The sequence below is a fragment of the Caballeronia sp. LjRoot29 genome (genome assembly GCF_964252755.1).
Lineage (GTDB): Bacteria > Pseudomonadota > Gammaproteobacteria > Burkholderiales > Burkholderiaceae > Caballeronia.
Genome location: NZ_CAXUPU020000038.1, coordinates 20,544 through 39,371 on the forward strand (window position 1 = coordinate 20,544; position 18,828 = coordinate 39,371).

Genomic DNA, 18,828 nt, shown 5'->3' on the forward strand with positions numbered 1-18,828 from the left:
GGGGGAAAGCGTCAGGCACTTTTGCGCCATAAGCGCTGGTTGTCGGGACGCGCCAAACCAAGATGCTCGCGCAACGTCGTGCCTTCGTAGCTTGTGCGAAAGATGCCGCGCTGGCGAAGGATTGGAACCACGCCGTCGGCGAAGTCCTGCAAGCCACCCGGCAAGGTATCGGGCATGAGGTTGAAGCCATCGGCGGCACCCGCTTTGAACCAGCGTTCGATGTCGTCAGCGATCTGCTCGGGCGTTCCCACGATCACGCGATGTCCCCCGCCTCCGGCAAGCGCCCGGATAAGCTGGCGCACGGTGTAGCCGTGCTGCCGCGCTTGTGCCAGCGTGGCGTGAAAGAACGTATGGTTGCCGTTGCCCTGGCCGGGCAAGCTCAGGTTGTCGGGCAGTTGTTCGTCCAGTTTGAGGCGATCCGGCGTGACGCCGAGGGTGCCGGCCAGCCGGGTGACGCTATAGCTCCACGGGATCAGGTCGACGAGTTCATCCCGTCGACGCAATGCTTCGGACTCCGTGGCGCCGATGATCGTCGTGAGTCCCGCCAGTACCTTTACGGCGTCAGGACCGCGTCCATACGCCGCCGCCCGCGCCTTCAGATCGCGCCCATAGGCTAGAGATTCGTCGAACGATTGTGAGGCCGAGAACACCGCCTCGGCATGGCGCGCCGCGAGCTCGCGGCCATCGCCGGACGCGCCGGCTTGCACCAGCACCGGATGTCCTTGCGGTGAACGCGGCACGTTCAACGGACCTTGCACGGAGAAATGCGTGCCTCGATGCTGGACGGGATGAACCCGGTCGGTATCGACGAATAGTCCGCTCGTTTTATCGCCGATGATCGCGCCGTCCTCCCAGCTATCCCAGAGCGCCTTCACGACGCTGGTGAATTCTGCGGCACGGGCGTAGCGCTCGGCATGATCGGGGACCGTATCGCGCCCGAAATTGCGCGCCGAGCCCAGGTCTGCAGTGGTCACCACGTTCCAGCCGGCACGCCCGCCGCTGACGTGGTCGAGCGTGGCGAAACGTCGCGCGATGTTGTACGGCTCGTTGTAACTCGTGGAGGCCGTGCCGATTACGCCGATATGCGATGTCGCCGCGGCGATGCTGGCAAGCAGGATGGTCGGCTCGAGCGCGGTGATCGGGCGAAAGTCGATCTGGTCGGCGATCGAGGCGTTGTCCGCGAGGAAAACAGCGTCGAAACCGGCCGCCTCTGCAATTTGCGCGACCCGCATGTAGTGACGAACGTCGATGAACGCCTGAGGGTCAGCATCGGCCAGCCGCCACGCGGACGGAACGAAACCCGAATGCAGGATGTTGACGTTGAGGTGAAGTTGTCGTGGCGGAGTGTTGAGAGGTTGGGTCATCTTGCTCTAGCGCTTAATAACTGACATTAGTTAACTCTGGATTCTTGACCGGGCAGCCACGCAAAGCGACGAATAAATCCGCTGATCGATATATGTCAGAGCACTAAAGCAATCGAGAACGAGCCTTGAGAAACCCGGTAAGTGCATATGGTTAGCACCTATCGTTCGTTGTCGGCGGATTGACGCGGCACTTATCCTCATCGTTCGTACCCGTTCAAATTGTGGAGAAGTGAATGACGACGTCAGCACCGGCGGACGCTGCGCTTTACGCGCGTTTCGCGGAGATATTCGAGCACATCGGTAAAGGGACCATAGAACGTGAGCAGGGCCGTGAACTCGCTCGCGATGCTGTCCAGAGTTTGAAAGACAGCGGCTTTACTGCATTGAGAGTCCCGCGCGAATATGGCGGCAGCGGCGTTTCCTTGCCGCAGTATTTCCGTCTCCTGACGCGTCTGGGCGAAGCCGATTCGAACCTGCCGCAAATCATTCGCGCGCATTCCGGTTTTATCGAACAGCAACTTGAAACTGGCGATGACGCAACGCGTGAGCGCTGGCTGGGCCGTATTGCGAAAGGCGAGACGATTGGCGCGGCTACGTCGGAGCGCACCGGCTCCACGCACAACAGCGTGACCCTTGCGCCGGATGCCGATGCCGGCTTTGTCCTGCTGAACGGCGAGAAGTATTACAGCACGGGTACGCTTTATTCGGAATGGATCAACGTGGCCGCGCACGATGCGCAGACCGATCTCCACGTGCTGGTCCGAAGCGATGCGCCGGGTGTGGCGCGCACCGACGACTGGGACGGGTTCGGCCAGCGTCTGACCGCTAGCGGTACAACGCGTTTTGACAACGTACGCGTGCCTGTCGATCAGATTTTGTCGCGCTACAAAGCCTCTGAACCGCGCCGCAATTCCCTGCTGACCGCGTTCTATCAGACCGTGCATCTGGCGACGCTCGCCGGCATTGCGCGCGCGGTATTGCGCGATGGCGTCGCGTTCGTTCAGGGCCGTACGCGCACGTTCGGCGTAGCGGGGCAGTCGAGCCCGCGCGACAATCCGCTGGTGCATCGCGTAGTGGGGCGCCTCGCGAGTCTGGCGTATTCGGCTGAAGCGCTGGTCGAGTCGGTCGCAGCGGCGCTTGAGCGGGTGCATCGGGCGCGTATTGCGGGCGTGGCGACGACGGAAGATTACATTGCCGTCGATATCCAGGCTTATCAGGCACAGCAAATCGTACTCGAGCAAGTGCTCGAAGCCGCCACGCTGCTATTCGAAGTGGGCGGAGCGTCGGCGACGAGCGAGGCGCGCCGGCTCGATCGCCACTGGCGCAATGCACGCGTGATTGCCTCGCATAATCCGGCGATCCAGCGTGAGGCAGCAGTCGGCAATTACCATTTGAATGGGACGGCGCCCGAGGAACGATTCAGTCTTTCTCATTCCGCTGCCGATACAGCCGCTGCCGCTTTTAAATCAAACGCGGTGCATGGAGGGAAATCGGCGGTACAGGACGATGCATTCGCCAGGACTGGCAGATAAGACAGAGCGAATGGAGATCGAGGCCGTCAGGCGTCGATTACCATTGACGCGTTACGTGTAATGACACGCACAAACTTACTACGGGGCGCGGCCATGGATGACCGCGCCCCGGCATCATCCGCGTGACGGATGAAAACCGGCCGCCGTGACGGCCGGATCAAACTTATGCCGGCACGATATTCGATGCCTGCTTGCCCTTGGGCCCTTGCTTTACCTCAAACGTTACCTTCTGATTTTCTTGAAGGCTTTTGAAGCCTTCTGCCTTGATTTCCGAAAAGTGTGCGAACAGATCTTCGCCGCCGTCATCGGGTGTGATGAAGCCGAAGCCTTTTGCATCGTTGAACCATTTGACCGTACCGGTTGCCATGAGCGTATCCAAAATTTAGAGCTAACGAGTGAGAATAAAACCAGAGCGCCGAGCCGCGTCGCATTGCATTGTTGTGACAAGACTTCTCTAAGTCCATGAGCGCGTCCGTAACAAAAATCGCTGCGGCGCTATGCGCTTTTGGAATTATGGCGAATCAATTGTACGCCGTGCCAATAATTATTGAAGATTTCCAAACCGGAAAAGCTGCATTGCATACAAGTTAGGAAATGCAGTCGCTCAACTGGGGGGCGCCAGCCCAAATAATGGGCGCTGGAAGCGCTATTTATTGCTTACGCAGTGTTTGTCTGGACATCGGGAATCTCCCAATTGGCCGGATGTGCGGTGCCGGATATGGCGGAAATGCACTTAAGGAATACGTAATCCCGTTCATTCAGCTGCGGGTAAATTGAGCGCGTTCGTCTGGAAGTAATTTTATCCGGCAGGAATTCGGCCGCAGCGCCACGCTCGGACGACTTTACCGAAACAGTGGGCCATATCAGTGTAATTACGTCTGCTTGCCGTAGCTAAAAACGCAATTGCTCTGCGTTATCAAGCGGCTTGCGGACTCGTGAGCTTGGTCGGTTAGGGCATCTTGACGCCGGACCAGGGCATCGGCCACGATAGCTCACGTCAGCGAAGCCGGTCATGCTTATGCACCACGAAAACCCCGCTTCCAAACCATCTGCGGATAAGGGGTTGTTGTGAATCGCAAGGAAAAGACGAGTCTTACGGAAGCAAGGGAGCATTACGCCAGATCCATGGCAGCCGCGAGCAAGTCCGATGATCCGAGGCTCGAGCGCGTGTTCGAACTCGTGCCTCGTGAGGTATTCCTGCCGCCGGGTCCGTGGAAGCTTATGATCAGCAACGAGTACGTCGAGACTCCCAGCGCCGACCCCGTCCATCTCTACCAGAATGCCCTGGTCGCGCTCGATGCATCCAAGGGAATCAATAACGGCGAGCCATTCCTTCACGCTGCATGGCTCGGCGCGGTTGCGCCGCAACGGGGCGACGTGGTGTGCCATATCGGCGCGGGTTCCGGTTATTACACCGCGATCCTCTCCGTGCTCGCGCTCCCTGGCGGTCGGGTAGAGGCGTTCGAAATCGATCCGGATCTGGCCGAAAAGGCCCGCAAGAACTTGCGCGCATTCGAGTGCGTGACCGTGACGCAAGGCGACGCGACGAAGTTGCCTTTGCCGGCGTCGGACGTGATTTATGTGAATGCAGGCGTCCTGGCGCCGCCGAGCGCCTGGCTTGCCGCGTTGCGTCCGCAAGGGCGTTTGATCTTCCCTTGGCGACCGTCAGATAACGTGGGACTAACCCTGCTGGTCACTCGGACCGACAGGGGTTTTGAGGCGAAACCGCTCATGAACTCGTGGTTCATCGCTTGCGTTGGCGGGGCAACGACTGCGGATTTGTTCGTGCCACCGCCCGATGTCCACGCGGCATGGTCCGTCAGGTCGGCGTGGCTGACGTCCGAGCGTCTACCGGATGAGACCGCAGTGGTGGCTTACCAGCATGTCTGGTTTTCTTCGGCGGCGTTAGGCTGATCCATCTAGGCATGTAGGCATGTAGGCATGAGCGCGGGTCAACGCGCCGATGTATACGCCAGCAAGCTGCCATCCTTGAGCACCCGTTCGAGATGCCGGGCGATGTCAGGAGCGCCGGTCATTTCGCCGAAGCTTCCGCGTGTCATCGGGCCGAAAGCCAGCAAGCCTGGCGACACGTCGCCCTCTGCATTCCTGAGCTGGCTGCGAAGATCGGTATCGAGTCCGATCCGCACCGCGTCCAGCCGAGCGAGCCCGTTCTCCAGGAGCGACTTCACGAGCGGATTCCGGTCGATATCGCGTGCGGGTCCCGTACAGAAAACAACCGCGTCGAATGAATGCTCTTGATGCGTGCCGCCTGGATATCGCAGCTTGGCGCTGAACCGCTCTGCCGTACGACTGATTCCCACGATACCCGCCGTAATAACGCTCATCTGACCGCGTTCAATCGCCCGCTCAATCGCCGTATGAATTTGCGGCGCGATGCGAAAGCGATGGACGTCCCAGAACGCCAGCAGCCGTTTCACGACGCGGCGTTGTTCGCGAGCGGGCAGCGCGTTCCAGATCCGCGGAAGATCGAAACGCAGGGCGTCGGCGGCGGGTTGCCAGCCGATGCGGGCCTCGTCGCGCGCGATCCTCTGCCTGAGCTTGCGCACGAGTTCACGGGCGCTGGCGGGTGGAGCGGCGTTATCGAGGAAATCGGCGGCATCGGAGAAAAGACCATGCGGCTGGGCGCGTAAACCCCGGCGGGAAATTGCGTTGATGCGTCCGGAATGCCCGCGCTCGATCAGCGTGACGGCCACGTCCGCCATCGTCAGGCCGGTGCCGACCAGCAGCACGGACGCGTCCTGCGGGATCGCTCGCAACGCGTCGGGCGCCCACGGATTGGAGACCAGCCTGGGATCGTGCGAAGCCTGCTCGTCGATGACCCCCGGCGGTTTTGAGGGCGTATGGCCAAAACACAGCGCAACGCGATGCGCGTCCAGACGCGAGCCATCGTCCAGCGTGACCGTATAACCTGATTCCGACTTGCGCACGCCCGTGGCGGTTGCTCGCCGATGCGTCACGCGCACATGCGAGGCGGCCTCGGCCACGACATCGGCCAGGGTCGCGGCGACGTACTCGCCGTATCGCGCGCGCGATACGTAGTAGCTGCCTTGGCCGTCGCTGCTGCCGGCGTCGATTGCGTCGTGCGCCTGGAGCCAGCGCGTGGCATGCGTGGAGTCGCCCGCGAACAGGCTCATCCGGTCTGTTGGTACGTTGATCCGATGCAGCGGCTCAGACGTTCCATAGGCGATGCCCCGGCCGAGTTCCGCCGACGGTTCCACAATAGTGAAGTCGAGATCGACGTCAGCGGGGCAGGCACGAATGGCGTGAATGATGAATGCGATGCCGGTGAAGCCGCCACCGATCACGACGATGTTCAACGGGGTATGTCCGGATGTGTTCAAGAGCGTGCTCATGATGCTGGAGCGTCGAGGATACCTCAGTCAGTAAGCGCGGTGGATGGCGCGTAAAGCTGGAAATTCTCTAAGCATGTGAGGATTGGTGCGATTGAAACCGAGGGCTAAGCGATCCGCTACAAGGCTCGTGACGGCCCAAAAAGACGTTGCCGGCTTGTATCGGATGGCTAATCATTGGCAGGGAGCACACAGCCCGGTTCACTGGCAGCATGAATGACCGACAACACCGTATGGTCAGTTTTACTCCACGCCAGTCCGTCGGAACGATGCGCCCGTATGTTCATCCGGCAGCTTCGCGCCGCGATTGAACAACTTCTCGCGCAGGGTGCCATCGGCGTAAGCGGTCTTGTACACACCGCGTGCCTGCAGCTCGGGAATCACGAGGTCGATAAAGTCCTCGTAACTTTGGGGCGTCACGGTACGCGTCAGATTAAAACCGTCGACGCCGGCTTCGTCCATCCACGATTCCAGCGCATCAGCCACCTGAACCGGATCGCCGACGATAGTCGTGAACCGCCCGCCGAGTTTCAATTGATCGAGCAGGCGCCGCACGGTCCAGCCGGACTGTCCGTCCGTCACGCGTTGCACCGACGACTCTATGCCGCGGCTCTTGTGACCGCCCGGCGGCGCGAGTTCGTCATCCAGATCGAACTTCGAATAATCGATACCGCTGCCCGCCGCAAAGTGCGCCAATCCCGCTTCGGCGCTTGCATAGCTTGCGTACTCGGCGAACTTTTCCTCGGCTTCAGCCGTGGTGCGTCCCACCACCACCGTGACGCCCATGAAGACCTTGAGACTTGCCGGGGCGCGGCCGGCCTCGGCCGCTTGCTTGCGTAATGCATCGACGAGTTTGCGCGTACTTTCCTTGCTCTGACTCGATACGAACACGCACTCGGCATGACGAATCGCAAACGCCTGCCCGCGTCCCGATGAACCCGCCTGGAACAGCACGGGCGTGCGTTGCGGCGAAGGCTCGGACAAGTGATAACCCTCTACGTCGTAGTAGCGGCCGTGATGCTGGACCTTATGGATCTTTTCCGGATTGGCGAACACGCGCGTGCTGCGATCGCGCACGACGGCCTCGTCTTCCCAACTGCCTTCCCAAAGCTTGTACGTGACATCGAGATATTCATCGGCGCGGTCGTAGCGTTCGTCGTGGGCAATCTGCTCGGTGAGACCCATCGCGCGCGCGGCGCTGTCGAGATAACCGGTCACGATGTTCCAGCCGATCCGTCCCTCTGTCAGGTGATCGAGCGTGGAAAAGCGTCGTGCCAGAAGATAGGGGGCTTCGTAAGTGAGGTTCACCGTGACGCCGAAACCAAGATGCTGCGTGACGGCTGCCATGGCGGAAACCAGCATCAGGGGATCGTTGACGGGTAACTGTATGGATTCCTTCAGCGTCAGGTCGACCGACGCCTGATAAACGTCATACGCCCCCACGATATCCGCAATAAAAAGTCCGTCGAACAGTCCGCGTTCAAGCAATTTTGCGAGATCCGTCCAGTATGAAAGCTTTCGGTAATCTTGCGACTGGTCGCGCGGATGCGTCCACAAACCATGGTTGATATGGCCAACACAGTTCATGTTGAACGCGTTCAGGAGGATCTTTTTCTTGCTCATGGGAGTGGCACGCGAAGGGTGGGGCGAGAGAAGGAAAGCGAACGAAGACCACAAAACCGCTTATATGAAGCGGTTTTAGCAGCGTTTCGCCGATAAAGGCAGCGGGAATGGTTGCATGGCTTGGGTGCCTTGCAAACTATTGAATCGGCATTTGCATTCCATATGGAGTCTCGAAGAGCGGTATCTCTGGCGTTGAAGAGGATAAACCGGGAGCAAACCCGAAACAAACCCGCGGTCTATTCGCAAGAAAACGGATTTGCCTCTAACGGGCGCGTCCGGTAAGGTGACGCTTCCACCATGCACTCGCATGGGCAGTGCGTTGTACCCATCTTTGAGAAAACAGAAATGAACAAGCAAGAACTCGTTGACGCCGTGGCGTCCGCCACTGGTACGAGCAAGGCAGCAGCTGCTGAAGCTATCGATGCATTCATCTCGACCGTCACGCAAGCCGTTGTTAGCGGCGACAGCGTTCAGTTCGTCGGTTTCGGCACGTTCAGCACCGGCGCACGCGCCGCGCGCACGGGCCGCAATCCCAAGACTGGCGACACCATCCAGATCGCAGCCGCAAAGACGGTCAAGTTTACCGCTGGCAAAGCGTTCAAAGACCTCGTCAATCAGTAAGATTGACGAACGCGTCCTTGCCGGGTTTGCGTGGGTTTGCGGACAAGGACGCAATCGAGCGGCGCTTATTTTCTTCTGATCTTTTTCCAGTCGTTATCAGAAGAATGCGCCGCGTCGAACCCGCTCAGGAAACGCGCATGCTGCCAAGCACGCCGCGCGCCGCCAGGTTGCGATAGAGCGCACGTACCCCGAACGTCCATGGCGTAATTTCCGTCGATAACCGCACGGTGTTGACGATCGCGCCCAGCGATGGCGTCGAGATAGTCACCACGTCGCCCAGATGATGCGTGAAGCCGCCACCCGGTGTGTCGCGATCCTTGATCGGCGAAAACATGGTGCCGAGAAACAACATGAAACCGTCCGGATACTGATGGTGCGCGCCATGCGTCTGCGCAACCAGGTCCGCCGGATCGCGGCTGATCTCGCGCATGTGGCTGACGCCGTCCAGCACAAAACCATCGTCCGCGCCTTCAATGCGCAGCGACACGCTCGCCTCGCGCACGGTGTCGAGCGTGAACGTGCCGTCGAACAGCCGCACGAACGGGCCGATCGAGCATGAACCGTTGTTGTCCTTCGCCTTGCCGAGCAGCAAAGCGGAGCGGCCTTCGATGTCGCGCAGGTTCACGTCGTTGCCGAGCGTTGCGCCCACTATTTCGCCGGCGCTGTTTACCGCCAGCACGATTTCCGGCTCGGGGTTGTTCCACTTCGACGTCGGATACAAACCCACGTCCGCACCGAATCCAACCGAGGACATAGGTTGTGATTTCGAAAATACTTCGGCATCCGGACCAATTCCAACTTCCATGTATTGCGACCACGCACCGCGGCGCTCGAGTTCAGCCTTCAATTTTGCCGCCGCTTCGGAACCGGGTTTTATCTTCGACAGATCCGCACCGATCAACTCGTTGATCATCGCGCGGGTTTCCTGCGCCTTGCTTGCGTCGCCGCCCGCGTGTTCCTCGATCACACGTTCGAGCAGGCTTACCGCGAACGTCACGCCGCACGCCTTGATCGCCTGCACATCGCACGGCGCCAGCAAATGCACTGCGCCGGGGGACGAATCGAGCGACGCGTTTATCAGCGCATCGACTGAGCCAAGTGACTCCCCTGGAGCGTGGCGCGCGATCTCCACGGCATCGTCGCGATCGAAAAGATCGGCGGTGGTGGCGACTGTCGAAGTGATGTCGACGACTTCGCCGCGCCGCACGACGATCACCGAGGGTCCGTTGACAGGCGCAGGCCGCCAGACGCGGCCGACCAGCAGCGCGTCGTCAAGGTCGGAGGGGAGGTAAGCGTAAGGCATGTTGTGTGTCTCCAGAGATGTCTGAACGGCAGGCGTACGCGTGCCCTAGTGGTTGTGCCGCGATTCGCCGCGCGTCTCGACAATGTTCAGGTAAAGCGTGGCCGGTTCGAGGCATGCGCCGCTGCCTTGCTGTCCGACCATGCTCCGGTAGATCTCTTCCCATGGCGTCATGTTCTTCAGCACGGGCGGCTTCCATGCGGCGCGGCGTTGGGCAAGTTCAGCGTCGGGGATCATCAGGTCGACCTTGCGCGTCTTCAGGTCGATACGGATCTTGTCGCCCGATACCAGCAATGCAAGGCCGCCGCTAACGGCCGCTTCCGGTGACACGTTGAGAATGGACGGACTCGCCGACGTTCCGCTCTGACGGCCATCGCCAAGCGTCGGCAGGGTATCGATACCCCGTTTGAGCAACGCAGCCGGCGGCTGCATGTTCACCACTTCCGCGCCACCTGGGAACCCGACCGGACCACAGTTGCGGATTACGAGAATCGAGCGCTCATCGACGCCGGTTTCCGGGTCTTCAATGCGCGCGTGATAGTCCTCCGGGCCTTCGAACACGACGACCTTGCCCTCGAACACGTCGGGATGGTCCGGGTCGGCGAGGAAGCGCTTGCGGAACGCCTCGTCGATTACGCTGACCTTCATGACGGCGCTATCGAAGAGGTTGCCCGACAGCACGACATATCCGGCCGACTCTTTCAACGGATTCCCATACGCGCGAATCACTTCGCGATCGGGCGTGGGAACAGTGGCCAAGTCCTCGCCCAGCGTACGGCCCGTGACCGTGCGTACGTCTGCGTTCAGGCGGCCCGCACCGAGCAGTTCCTTCATCACAGCCGGCACGCCGCCTGCCCGGTGAAATGCCTCGCCAAGGAAACGTCCGGCGGGCTGGCAGTCAACCAGCAACGGGACTTCGGGACCAAGACGCTGCCAGTCTTCTAGCGTGTGATCGACACCCATGTGACGCGCGATCGCGATCATGTGAATCGGGCAATTCGATGAGGCACCGAGCGCGGCCGCGGCGACCACGGCGTTCTCGAATGCGCCTTGGGTCATGATGTCCGACGGACGCAGATTCTCCGCCACCATGCCGACGATACGCTTGCCGGTCGCATACGCCATCCACCCACGTTCGCGATGCGGCCCGGGAATCGCTGCGCAACCGGGTAGCGACATGCCGAGCGCTTCAGCAAGCGAGTTCATGGAGAGCGCTGTGCCCATGGTGTTGCAATGCCCGACCGAGGGCGCTGAAGAAGCCACCATGTCCATGAAACCGGGGTAGTCGATCTCGCCGGCAGAGAGGCGTTTGCGCGCGTCCCAGATGACCGTGCCGGAGCCCGCAAGCTTGCCGTGATACCAGCCGTCGAGCATGGGTCCGCCCGACAGCACGATGGCGGGAATGTTGACCGTCGCGGCTGCCATCAGGCACGCGGGCGTGGTCTTGTCGCAGCCGGTAGTGAGGACGACGCCGTCGATCGGATAGCCGTGCAGGATTTCAACGAGACCGAGATACGCGAGGTTGCGATCGAGCGCAGCGGTAGGGCGCTTGCCGGTTTCCTGGATCGGGTGAACGGGGAATTCAAGCGGAATGCCTCCGGCGTCGCGGATGCCGTCGCGTACGCGGGTCGCAAGCTCAAGATGATGCCGGTTGCAGGGCGCGAGATCCGAACCCGTTTGCGCGATGCCGATGATCGGCTTGCCTGACTGCAGCTCTTCGCGCGTGATGCCGTAATTCATGTAGCGCTCGAGATAGAGCGCGGTCATGCCGGGATTGGAGGGATCGTCGAACCAGCGGCGGCTGCGCAGACGCGGTGTTGCGGTGTCGTCGGTGGTGTGGGTGGTTTGAGTATGGGTGGGATTCGATGAGGTCATAAGCGTCAATGTCTCAGGTTATTTTTTGGGGACGGCTGGGCGGCTTAGCGCGTGTCAGTGTCTGGTATTGCGTGGATTGCGTGTATTGGGTAAGCAGTTGGATAAGCAGCTTTTCGATTGTCTCGAACGACGTCGGCTATTGCCGTACGGGTTTCTACTACCGCCTTGAATATGTGCGTTTGCAGCATGGCGTTGGATCATTTGAGAATACATCGAGTGTCGCATTGCTGAGGCGGTGTTCGCTTGCGCATGGTCACTCCTCATGCTAAATTGATTCTCATTTGTTACCGGTAACAGTATCAAACGCATACCGGTATGTCCAGAATAAAAGAGACGCGAAGAGCGAGTACCGCCGACGTCAGATTGGACGCAGATGCATAAAAAGGCGCAAGCCCAATAATCAGGAGACAGAAGTGAATTCTCATCCGTCAGCGCTCGCAGGCGATCCGGTACCGTCGGGCAACGAACACGCCGATACCGCAACGCCACCCGTCTCAGCACGCCAGTTGCAACGCGCAACGCTCACCGGTGCGGTGGGCAGTGCGCTCGAATACTACGACTTTGCAATCTACGGTCTCGCGTCCGCGCTCGTCTTCGGTCATATCTTTTTTCCATCGCTTGGCGCGACTGCGGGTTTGATGGCGAGCTTCGCTACTTATGGCGCGGGGTTTCTCGCGCGCCCTTTCGGGGGCTTGTTTTTCGGATCAATCGGTGACCGGAAAGGGCGCAAGTTCGTGCTGCTCGTGACTATTGCGATCATGGGTGCATCGACGACGCTGATCGGCTGCTTGCCGGCCGGGTCGTGGGGCGCGGTGCTGCTCGTCGTGTTGCGGCTCGCACAAGGTTTTGGCGCCGGTGCCGAGCAAGCCGGTGCATCCACGCTGATGGCTGAAGTTTCGCCGATCAAGCGGCGAGGCTTCTTCGCGGCGTTGCCGTTCGTCGGCGTGTTTGCCGGGTTGGCGCTTGCGACGTTCACGTTCAGCACCATGCAAAAACTGCTTGGCGAAGAAGCGATGCTTTCGTGGGGATGGCGTGTGCCGTTTCTCGGTAGCGTCGTATTGATCGGCGTTGCAATCTGGATTCGTCTGCGCTTGCGTGAAAGCCCGGTGTTCGCGAAGCTGGAAGCTTCGCGGGAAGTGATTCGTTCTCCGATGAAAACCGTCATTGCCACCGCGCGCCGGCCTTTGCTTGCCGCCACGCTGATGCGCTTTGCCGAGCAGGGCGGTTCGACCATCTACAACACGATCGTGATTGCGTTCCTCGGCGGTTTTGTCGCCACGAAAATCGGCGTGCCGCGCGGTCAGTTGGCCGCGATCGGTACGACCGGGGCGTTGATTGCGAGCATCGTGAGTATTGTCACCACGCCGATGTTTGGTGCGCTGTCAGACCGCATCGGACGCCTCACGGTTTATCGCGGCGGTGCGATTTTCCTGCTGCTCTGGTCGGTGCCTTCGTGGTGGATGATCAGCACGGGCGATCCGGTCTGGGTCACCGTTTCGATGGTAGGTGGTCTGGCGTTCGGGGCGAACAGCATGCTCGGCGCGCAGTGTGCGCACTTCACCGAGCTCTTCGGCAATCGTTATCGCTATTCAGGCGTGGCGCTTGCGCGCGAACTGGGCGCGGTTTTATCGGGTGGCATTGCGCCTTTGCTTGGTGTCTATCTGATCGGTTTGTCGGGCGGCGCGTTCTGGGTGATGGGCGTCTACATGGCGGTTCTCTGTGTATTGACGCTGGTTGGCACGTTCCTCTCTACCGAGACACGTGAGCGTGATCTGACCTTGCTCAACGACGCCGTGGGCAAGGGCAGCTAGAGCATTCGAGCCACTCTCGCGGTGCAGTCCGCGCCGGCTCGCGCTGTATCATGCGAGCGTTATTCAACGAGACCAGGCGAGTCAATGTCAGAGTTTATGCCGACGATGGCGGACGTCGCGCGCGAGGCCGGCGTGTCGAAAATGACCGTGTCACGCGTGCTGGCCGACCGCGATGTATCCGTCGCCATGCGCGAGCGCGTGCTCGCGGTGATCGAGCAACTGGGGTATGTGCCGGATGCATCGGCGGGGACGCTGTCGTCCGGGCGTTCGCCGTTCATCGTGGCGCTGGTGCCGTCCATGTCAAGTTCGAATTTCGCGGACACCGTCCATAGCCTGAACGCGGCAGTGACGGCGCAAGGTCTGCAACTCCTGCTCGGCGATACCGACTACGACCCGAAACAGGAAGAGCAGCTTCTGCGCGTGATGCTCGCGCATCGGCCGGAAGGCGTGATGCTGACCGGGTCGTTTCACACCGTCGCTACGCGAGCGATGCTCAAGCGTTCGAAGGTTCCGGTCGTCGAAACGTGGGACGTACCACGCACGCCGATCCAGCAGGCGGTGGGATTTTCGAATATCGATGCCGCATGCGAAATGATGCGGCATCTTCATGAACGCGGGTATCGGCGGATCGGATTTATTGGCGGCGCGACCCGGCTCGACCGTCGCGGCCTGGATCGGCAGACGGGTTATCGAAAGGGCTTGAAGTTGTTCGGACTGGGCGAGCCGCGAGTGATTCAGCATGGTGCTTCACCCGTGACCTTGAGTCATGGCGGCGAGGCGTTTTCGCGCTTGATCAAGGCATGGCCCGATACCGACGCCGTGATGTGCGTGAGCGATATGTCGGCGTTCGGCGCGCTGATGGAATGTCATCGGCGCGGGATTCCTGTGCCCAAGAAAATGGCGGTCGCCGGGTTCGGGGATTTCGAAGTGTCGCGGTATTGCTATCCGAGCATTTCGACGGTGGCGGTCGATCCGCATGCGATCGGGCGGATTGCCGGCGAGATGTTATTGGCCGCGGCCGCTGCGCGCAAGAACGGATTGGGAGGGCTCTCGGAGAAGCGGCGCGTAGCATTTCAATTGGTTGTGAGGGAGAGCACCTGAGCACGGATTTGTTCAGATGGAAGTACGGCACGCCCGGTGTTTTCATCCCTCCATACTGCAGACTCTTTCAAGGTAGCGTTACGAGCTCCTGATACCCTGGAGACATCCTGATTCGAGTGTTACTCTCGCTGAATCAAAGGCTCACTGCTTTGACCAGTTGAAGAGGAGTGGTAAATGAAAAGTAATCTTCATACCACACAGAACAAGCGATTGGGCCTTCTTCGAGAAGCGGAGTGGGCGTGTTTGGAAACGCACCGGGTGCCGGTTTACACCCGTTTAGGCCGCGATCGAATACGCAAGCTTCGAACACTTCTGTCTGTGCTTTTATCGTGCTGGCTGAGCATCGCTTTCCCGGCGCAAGAGCCTGAGTCCGCCCAGGCCTCGCAGGCGAGTGCGAAGGCAACCCACCGTACCGGACTTGACCGTTCCGGCAGAACACGCAAGGGCAAGGCCTCGTACTACGGCCAGAAGTTCTATTCAAAAAAGATGGCTGACGGTACGCCCATGAATCCGCAGTCCAATGTCGCCGCGAGCAAGACTCTGCCGCTTGGCACCAAAGCCCAGGTCACGAATCTGGAAAACGGCAAAACCGATACGGTTGAAATCAGGGATAGGGGCCCCTACGTGAAGAACCGCATTGTCGACGTATCGCCCAAGACCGCCGATAAACTCGGTCTGAAAGAAAATGGCACCGCCCCCGTCGAAGTCAAACCGATCGAAGTTCCGCAGCCCGACGGTAGCGTGAAGCCCGGCACGGGCGCAGCGGATAGCCAGTCACCTCACTGAGTTGGTGAACCCGCTTCATAGGAGGATGGTCACCCCGGTATTGGGGCATTGGCGTGGCGGTATCCGGTAGGCCACGCTATTCACGCGTCCAAAGTTTTCATATAACATGCAAACCCGATAACTTGAAAATGCTCAGCTGAAGCCCGGACCCCTCGTGACAAAAGCGCTAACCCTTACCCAGCAAGTCGCTCAGCAAATGACTGGGGATATTCGAAATGGGGTTTACCCGGTCGGCACCAAGCTTCCGTCCGGCAAGGATTTGGCCGCGCGCTTCGGCGTCAGCCAGTCGGTGATCCGTGAGGTCACGGAGCGCCTGCGTTCGAATGGCCTGATCGACAGCCGTCAGGGCGCGGGTTGTACGGTGAAGGCGCGCACGGAAACCGGCGGTTTTCGCGTCCCCCACGCGGTCGGCGCGGATCGGGCGGACCTTGCGGATGTCTACGAGTTGCGGCTCGATCTGGAGAGCGCTGCAGCAGCGCTGGCGGCTGTGCGCCGGACTGAAGCCGACATCGATGCACTGGCGGCCATTCTCAAATCGCTCGCCGATAACCTCTACACGCCGGACCACGCGGTTGAGCTGGACATTGCTTTCCATGTAGCGATCGCCGATGCCACGCACAACCGCTACTACGTCGATCTGCTCCAGTACCTCAATCTGCAGATCCGCCAGGCGGTGCAGACGGCACGCACCCATTCGCTGGCGCGTCAACGTCTGCCTGACGAAGTGCATCGTGAACATGTCCGCGTATTCGAAGCGATTTGTGCCGGCGATCCGGTAGCTGCGCGTAGTGCCGCGACCGCGCATCTGCAGAACGCCGCCGCCCGCCTGAACCTCGCGATTCCCGGCCGCGACGCGCTCAATAGCGTCGCATCCCTAAGCATATTGACGAACGAATAAATGACCGACACCTCTTTCCCTCAACGACTGATCGACAAGCTTGGACCCGACGCTGTCATCACGGCTCCCGACGACATCGCGCCGTGGCTGTCGGACTGGCGCGGCATGTACACCGGCCACGCTCAAGCGGTCGTGCGCCCGTCGAGCACCGAAGACGTTGCAGCAGCTCTCACGCTCTGCTCGGAGGCGCGCGTGCCGGTTGTACCGCGCGGGGGCAACACGGGCTTGTGCGGCGGCGCCACGCCCGACGCGAGCCCCGCGAACGTGATCCTGAGCCTCGACCGGATGCACGCCGTTCGCAGTATCGATACGATCGGCAACACGATGGTCGCCGAAGCCGGTTGCATCCTTGGCAACCTGCGGCGAGTCGCGGCCGATGAACACCGCCTGCTGCCGCTCAGCCTTGCCGCTGAAGATTCGTGCCAGTTGGGCGGCAATTTGTCGACGAATGCGGGCGGCGTGAATGTCGTGCGCTATGGCATGACGCGGGAACTGGTGCTCGGGATGGAAGCGGTCTTGCCGAACGGCGAGATTTTTCACGGCCTGCGCACCCTGCGCAAGGACAACACCGGTTACGACCTGAAGCAATTGCTGATCGGCGCGGAAGGGACATTGGGCATTATCACGGCGGCGGCATTGCGGCTTTATCCGCGCAACGACGTGCGGGTGGTCGTGCTGGCGGCCGTGTACTCGTCGCAACAGGCACTCGATCTTTTCGAACTCCTGTTCGAACGCGGTGGCCCACGCATGCAGGCGTTCGAATTTTTTACGGCCGAATGCCTGGACATGGTGCTTGAACAAGTCGATGGCATGCGTGCGCCCTTCACCGAACGTCATCCGGCTTACGTGCTGATTGAACTCGCCGATACCGTCGATGAAGCCGCGTTGCGCGAGCTCGTGGAGACGGTGATTGGCGAGGCGCTTGAACGTGAGTTATGCGTGGATGCTGCGGTATCCGAATCAATTGCGCAAGTGAACAGCATGTGGCGGCTGCGTGAGGAAATCTCCGAGGCGCAGCGTGCCGATGGTCCGCATGTGAAGCATGACGTCTCGCTACCGATAGCATCCATACCCGCGTTTCTTGCCTCGGCGGGCGAGCGCATCGATAAACATCACGCGGGTGTACGCCTGATCGTGTTCGGCCATTTCGGCGACGGCAATCTTCACTACAATCTCTCACGTCCGGTGGGTGAGCCGCGCGATTTCTTCAAGCTTCACGGAGACGGATTGACGGCGGAAGTGTTGGACGAAGTGGCACGCTACGGAGGCAGCATCAGCGCCGAACATGGTATTGGCCAACTCAAGCGCGAGTATTTCAGCCGCTATAAAGATCCGCTGGAAATCCGGCTTATGCGCGAGATTCGCAAGGTCTTCGATCCGCACGGCATCATGAATCCGGGCAAGATCTTCTGATAAGGCACGGGCGCCCGGTATCCACGCGAGCGCCCGCCGAAAAGCATTACTTGCCTGGCGCTGACCTGAGCGCTCCTACAACGCCTGCGTACCCTTAGCGCGCCGGCCCGTTGCCGGCCAGGTTGGCATTCAACTGTCCGGCGAGCCCATACAGCACGCTAAGAAACGGCACTGCAATTCCAGCCTTCTCCGCCAGTTCATGAGGCGCGCCCAAAATAGCTTCAATCTCCAGCTGACGGCCCGCTTCCACGTCCTGAAGCATCGACGTCTTGAACGCACCCAGCTTGCGCGTTTGGGCGTTGCGTGCCTGGGTCGTCATGTTCAGCTCGATCCCGATCTCTTCCCCAATCCGCCGCGCCTCTTCCATGATCGAGACGACAAGCTGCGCCGTCAACGGGTCGTCGAGAATCACGTCGGCGGTCGAACGGGTGAGGGCGCTGATCGGGTTCATCGTCATATTGCCCCACAGCTTCGCCCAGATATCGCTGCGAATCTCGCTAGATGTGGATACGTCGAATTGAGCAAGCCGCAGTAGTTCAATGGCGTGCGCTGCTTGACCCGTGACGCCCGTCGAGGCGGGTCCGACAATCAACTGGTTGCCATTGCCCTTTTTAATCACGCCAGGCGCGGCTATTGAAGACGAAAGATGCACGACGCAACCGGAAACTTGCGATGGCGGCAACGCAGCCGACACGACGCCCGCCGGATCCACCGATTCGAGCCGTTGCCCTTCAAGCGGACCGCCAAACGCGTTGAGGAACCACCAAGGCACCCCGTTCATGACCGAGACAATATGCGTGCCGTCGTTCACCAGTGGCGCCAGTGATTGTGCTGCCTGTATCAGCGCCGGTCCCTTCAGGCAGATGAACAACAGGTCCTGCGCGCCGAGCGTGCCGGGCTGGTCGGTCGCGTTGACAGTGACCACATACTGGTCGTCGCCCTCGATGACAGTCAAGCCATTGCGCTGTATGGCGTCAAGATGCGGTCCGCGCGCCAGGAGGTTCACTGCAACGCCGGTGCGCGCCAGCCGTGCGGCCACGATACCGCCAATGGCGCCTCCGCCGACCACGGTAATTTTGATGGCTCGTTGATTCAAATTTTTCCCCTGACGAAGCGTCGATGCGATCGACACT

The 18,828-nt window shown here is 60.4% G+C and carries 15 protein-coding genes; 8 read left to right on the forward strand and 7 right to left on the reverse strand.

Going from position 1 to position 18,828, the window contains the following annotated elements; genetic code table 11:
• Positions 1-11 precede the first annotated feature (11 nt).
• A complete protein-coding gene (locus ACSQ83_RS29810) occupies positions 12-1,364 on the reverse strand; it encodes an LLM class flavin-dependent oxidoreductase (protein WP_436230610.1) in 1,353 nt (450 codons plus the stop codon).
• A gap of 233 nt (positions 1,365-1,597) precedes the next feature.
• Here ACSQ83_RS29810 and ACSQ83_RS29815 point away from each other — a divergent pair, with 233 nt between their 5' ends.
• Positions 1,598-2,896 carry an acyl-CoA dehydrogenase family protein gene (locus tag ACSQ83_RS29815; protein ID WP_436230611.1) on the forward strand — a complete coding sequence of 433 codons (1,299 nt, stop codon included), beginning with the start codon at positions 1,598-1,600 and terminating at the stop codon, positions 2,894-2,896.
• Positions 2,897-3,059: 163 nt separating this feature from the next.
• On the opposite strand, the gene ACSQ83_RS29820 is transcribed toward ACSQ83_RS29815, so the two are convergent.
• Positions 3,060-3,263 (reverse strand): cold-shock protein, encoded by a 204-nt coding sequence (locus tag ACSQ83_RS29820; RefSeq protein ID WP_031356584.1) that lies wholly within the window; start codon positions 3,261-3,263, stop codon positions 3,060-3,062.
• A gap of 701 nt (positions 3,264-3,964) precedes the next feature.
• Between ACSQ83_RS29820 and ACSQ83_RS29825 the strand changes: the two genes are divergently transcribed.
• Entirely contained in the window at positions 3,965-4,810 is an 846-nt protein-coding gene (locus ACSQ83_RS29825; RefSeq protein WP_436230612.1) for a protein-L-isoaspartate O-methyltransferase family protein, read from the forward strand.
• A 38-nt stretch (positions 4,811-4,848) separates the two neighbouring features.
• Here ACSQ83_RS29825 and ACSQ83_RS29830 read toward each other — a convergent pair whose 3' ends face one another.
• Together ACSQ83_RS29830 and ACSQ83_RS29835 are read right to left on the reverse strand one after the other, a co-directional pair.
• A complete protein-coding gene (locus ACSQ83_RS29830) occupies positions 4,849-6,258 on the reverse strand; it encodes an FAD/NAD(P)-binding protein (protein WP_436230613.1) in 1,410 nt (469 codons plus the stop codon).
• 252 nt (positions 6,259-6,510) lie between these two features.
• Positions 6,511-7,890, reverse strand: a complete 1,380-nt coding sequence (locus tag ACSQ83_RS29835) for an LLM class flavin-dependent oxidoreductase (RefSeq protein ID WP_436230614.1) — start codon at positions 7,888-7,890, stop codon at positions 6,511-6,513.
• A 297-nt stretch (positions 7,891-8,187) separates the two neighbouring features.
• Here ACSQ83_RS29835 and ACSQ83_RS29840 point away from each other — a divergent pair, with 297 nt between their 5' ends.
• Positions 8,188-8,511, forward strand: a complete 324-nt coding sequence (locus ACSQ83_RS29840; RefSeq protein ID WP_414950416.1) for an HU family DNA-binding protein — start codon at positions 8,188-8,190, stop codon at positions 8,509-8,511.
• Positions 8,512-8,635: 124 nt separating this feature from the next.
• Here the strand turns inward: ACSQ83_RS29840 and ACSQ83_RS29845 are convergent, their stop codons facing one another.
• Positions 8,636-9,814 carry a fumarylacetoacetate hydrolase family protein gene (locus ACSQ83_RS29845; RefSeq protein WP_436230615.1) on the reverse strand — a complete coding sequence of 393 codons (1,179 nt, stop codon included), beginning with the start codon at positions 9,812-9,814 and terminating at the stop codon, positions 8,636-8,638.
• Between the two features lie 45 nt (positions 9,815-9,859).
• Positions 9,860-11,686: an IlvD/Edd family dehydratase gene (locus ACSQ83_RS29850; protein ID WP_436230616.1), complete on the reverse strand. Its 1,827-nt coding sequence runs from the start codon at positions 11,684-11,686 to the stop codon at positions 9,860-9,862.
• A 413-nt stretch (positions 11,687-12,099) separates the two neighbouring features.
• On the opposite strand from ACSQ83_RS29850, the gene ACSQ83_RS29855 reads away from it, so the two are divergent.
• The 5 genes from ACSQ83_RS29855 to ACSQ83_RS29875 all read left to right on the forward strand — a co-directional run bounded on the left by ACSQ83_RS29855 (position 12,100) and on the right by ACSQ83_RS29875 (position 17,695).
• Positions 12,100-13,497, forward strand: coding sequence for an MFS transporter (locus ACSQ83_RS29855; RefSeq protein WP_436230617.1), 1,398 nt, complete (start codon positions 12,100-12,102; stop codon positions 13,495-13,497).
• A 105-nt stretch (positions 13,498-13,602) separates the two neighbouring features.
• The gene (locus ACSQ83_RS29860; protein WP_436230641.1) at positions 13,603-14,598 is read left to right on the forward strand and encodes a LacI family DNA-binding transcriptional regulator; all 996 of its coding nucleotides are present in this window, start codon (positions 13,603-13,605) and stop codon (positions 14,596-14,598) included.
• A 174-nt stretch (positions 14,599-14,772) separates the two neighbouring features.
• On the forward strand, positions 14,773-15,384 hold the full coding sequence (locus ACSQ83_RS29865; protein WP_436230618.1) for a septal ring lytic transglycosylase RlpA family protein: 612 nt from the start codon (positions 14,773-14,775) through the stop codon (positions 15,382-15,384).
• Positions 15,385-15,538: 154 nt separating this feature from the next.
• On the forward strand, positions 15,539-16,282 hold the full coding sequence (locus tag ACSQ83_RS29870; RefSeq protein ID WP_436230619.1) for a FadR/GntR family transcriptional regulator: 744 nt from the start codon (positions 15,539-15,541) through the stop codon (positions 16,280-16,282).
• Positions 16,283-17,695: an FAD-binding oxidoreductase gene (locus tag ACSQ83_RS29875; protein WP_436230620.1), complete on the forward strand. Its 1,413-nt coding sequence runs from the start codon at positions 16,283-16,285 to the stop codon at positions 17,693-17,695.
• A gap of 94 nt (positions 17,696-17,789) precedes the next feature.
• Here ACSQ83_RS29875 and ACSQ83_RS29880 read toward each other — a convergent pair whose 3' ends face one another.
• Positions 17,790-18,791: a ketopantoate reductase family protein gene (locus tag ACSQ83_RS29880; RefSeq protein WP_436230621.1), complete on the reverse strand. Its 1,002-nt coding sequence runs from the start codon at positions 18,789-18,791 to the stop codon at positions 17,790-17,792.
• Between the last annotated feature and the right edge of the window lie 37 nt (positions 18,792-18,828).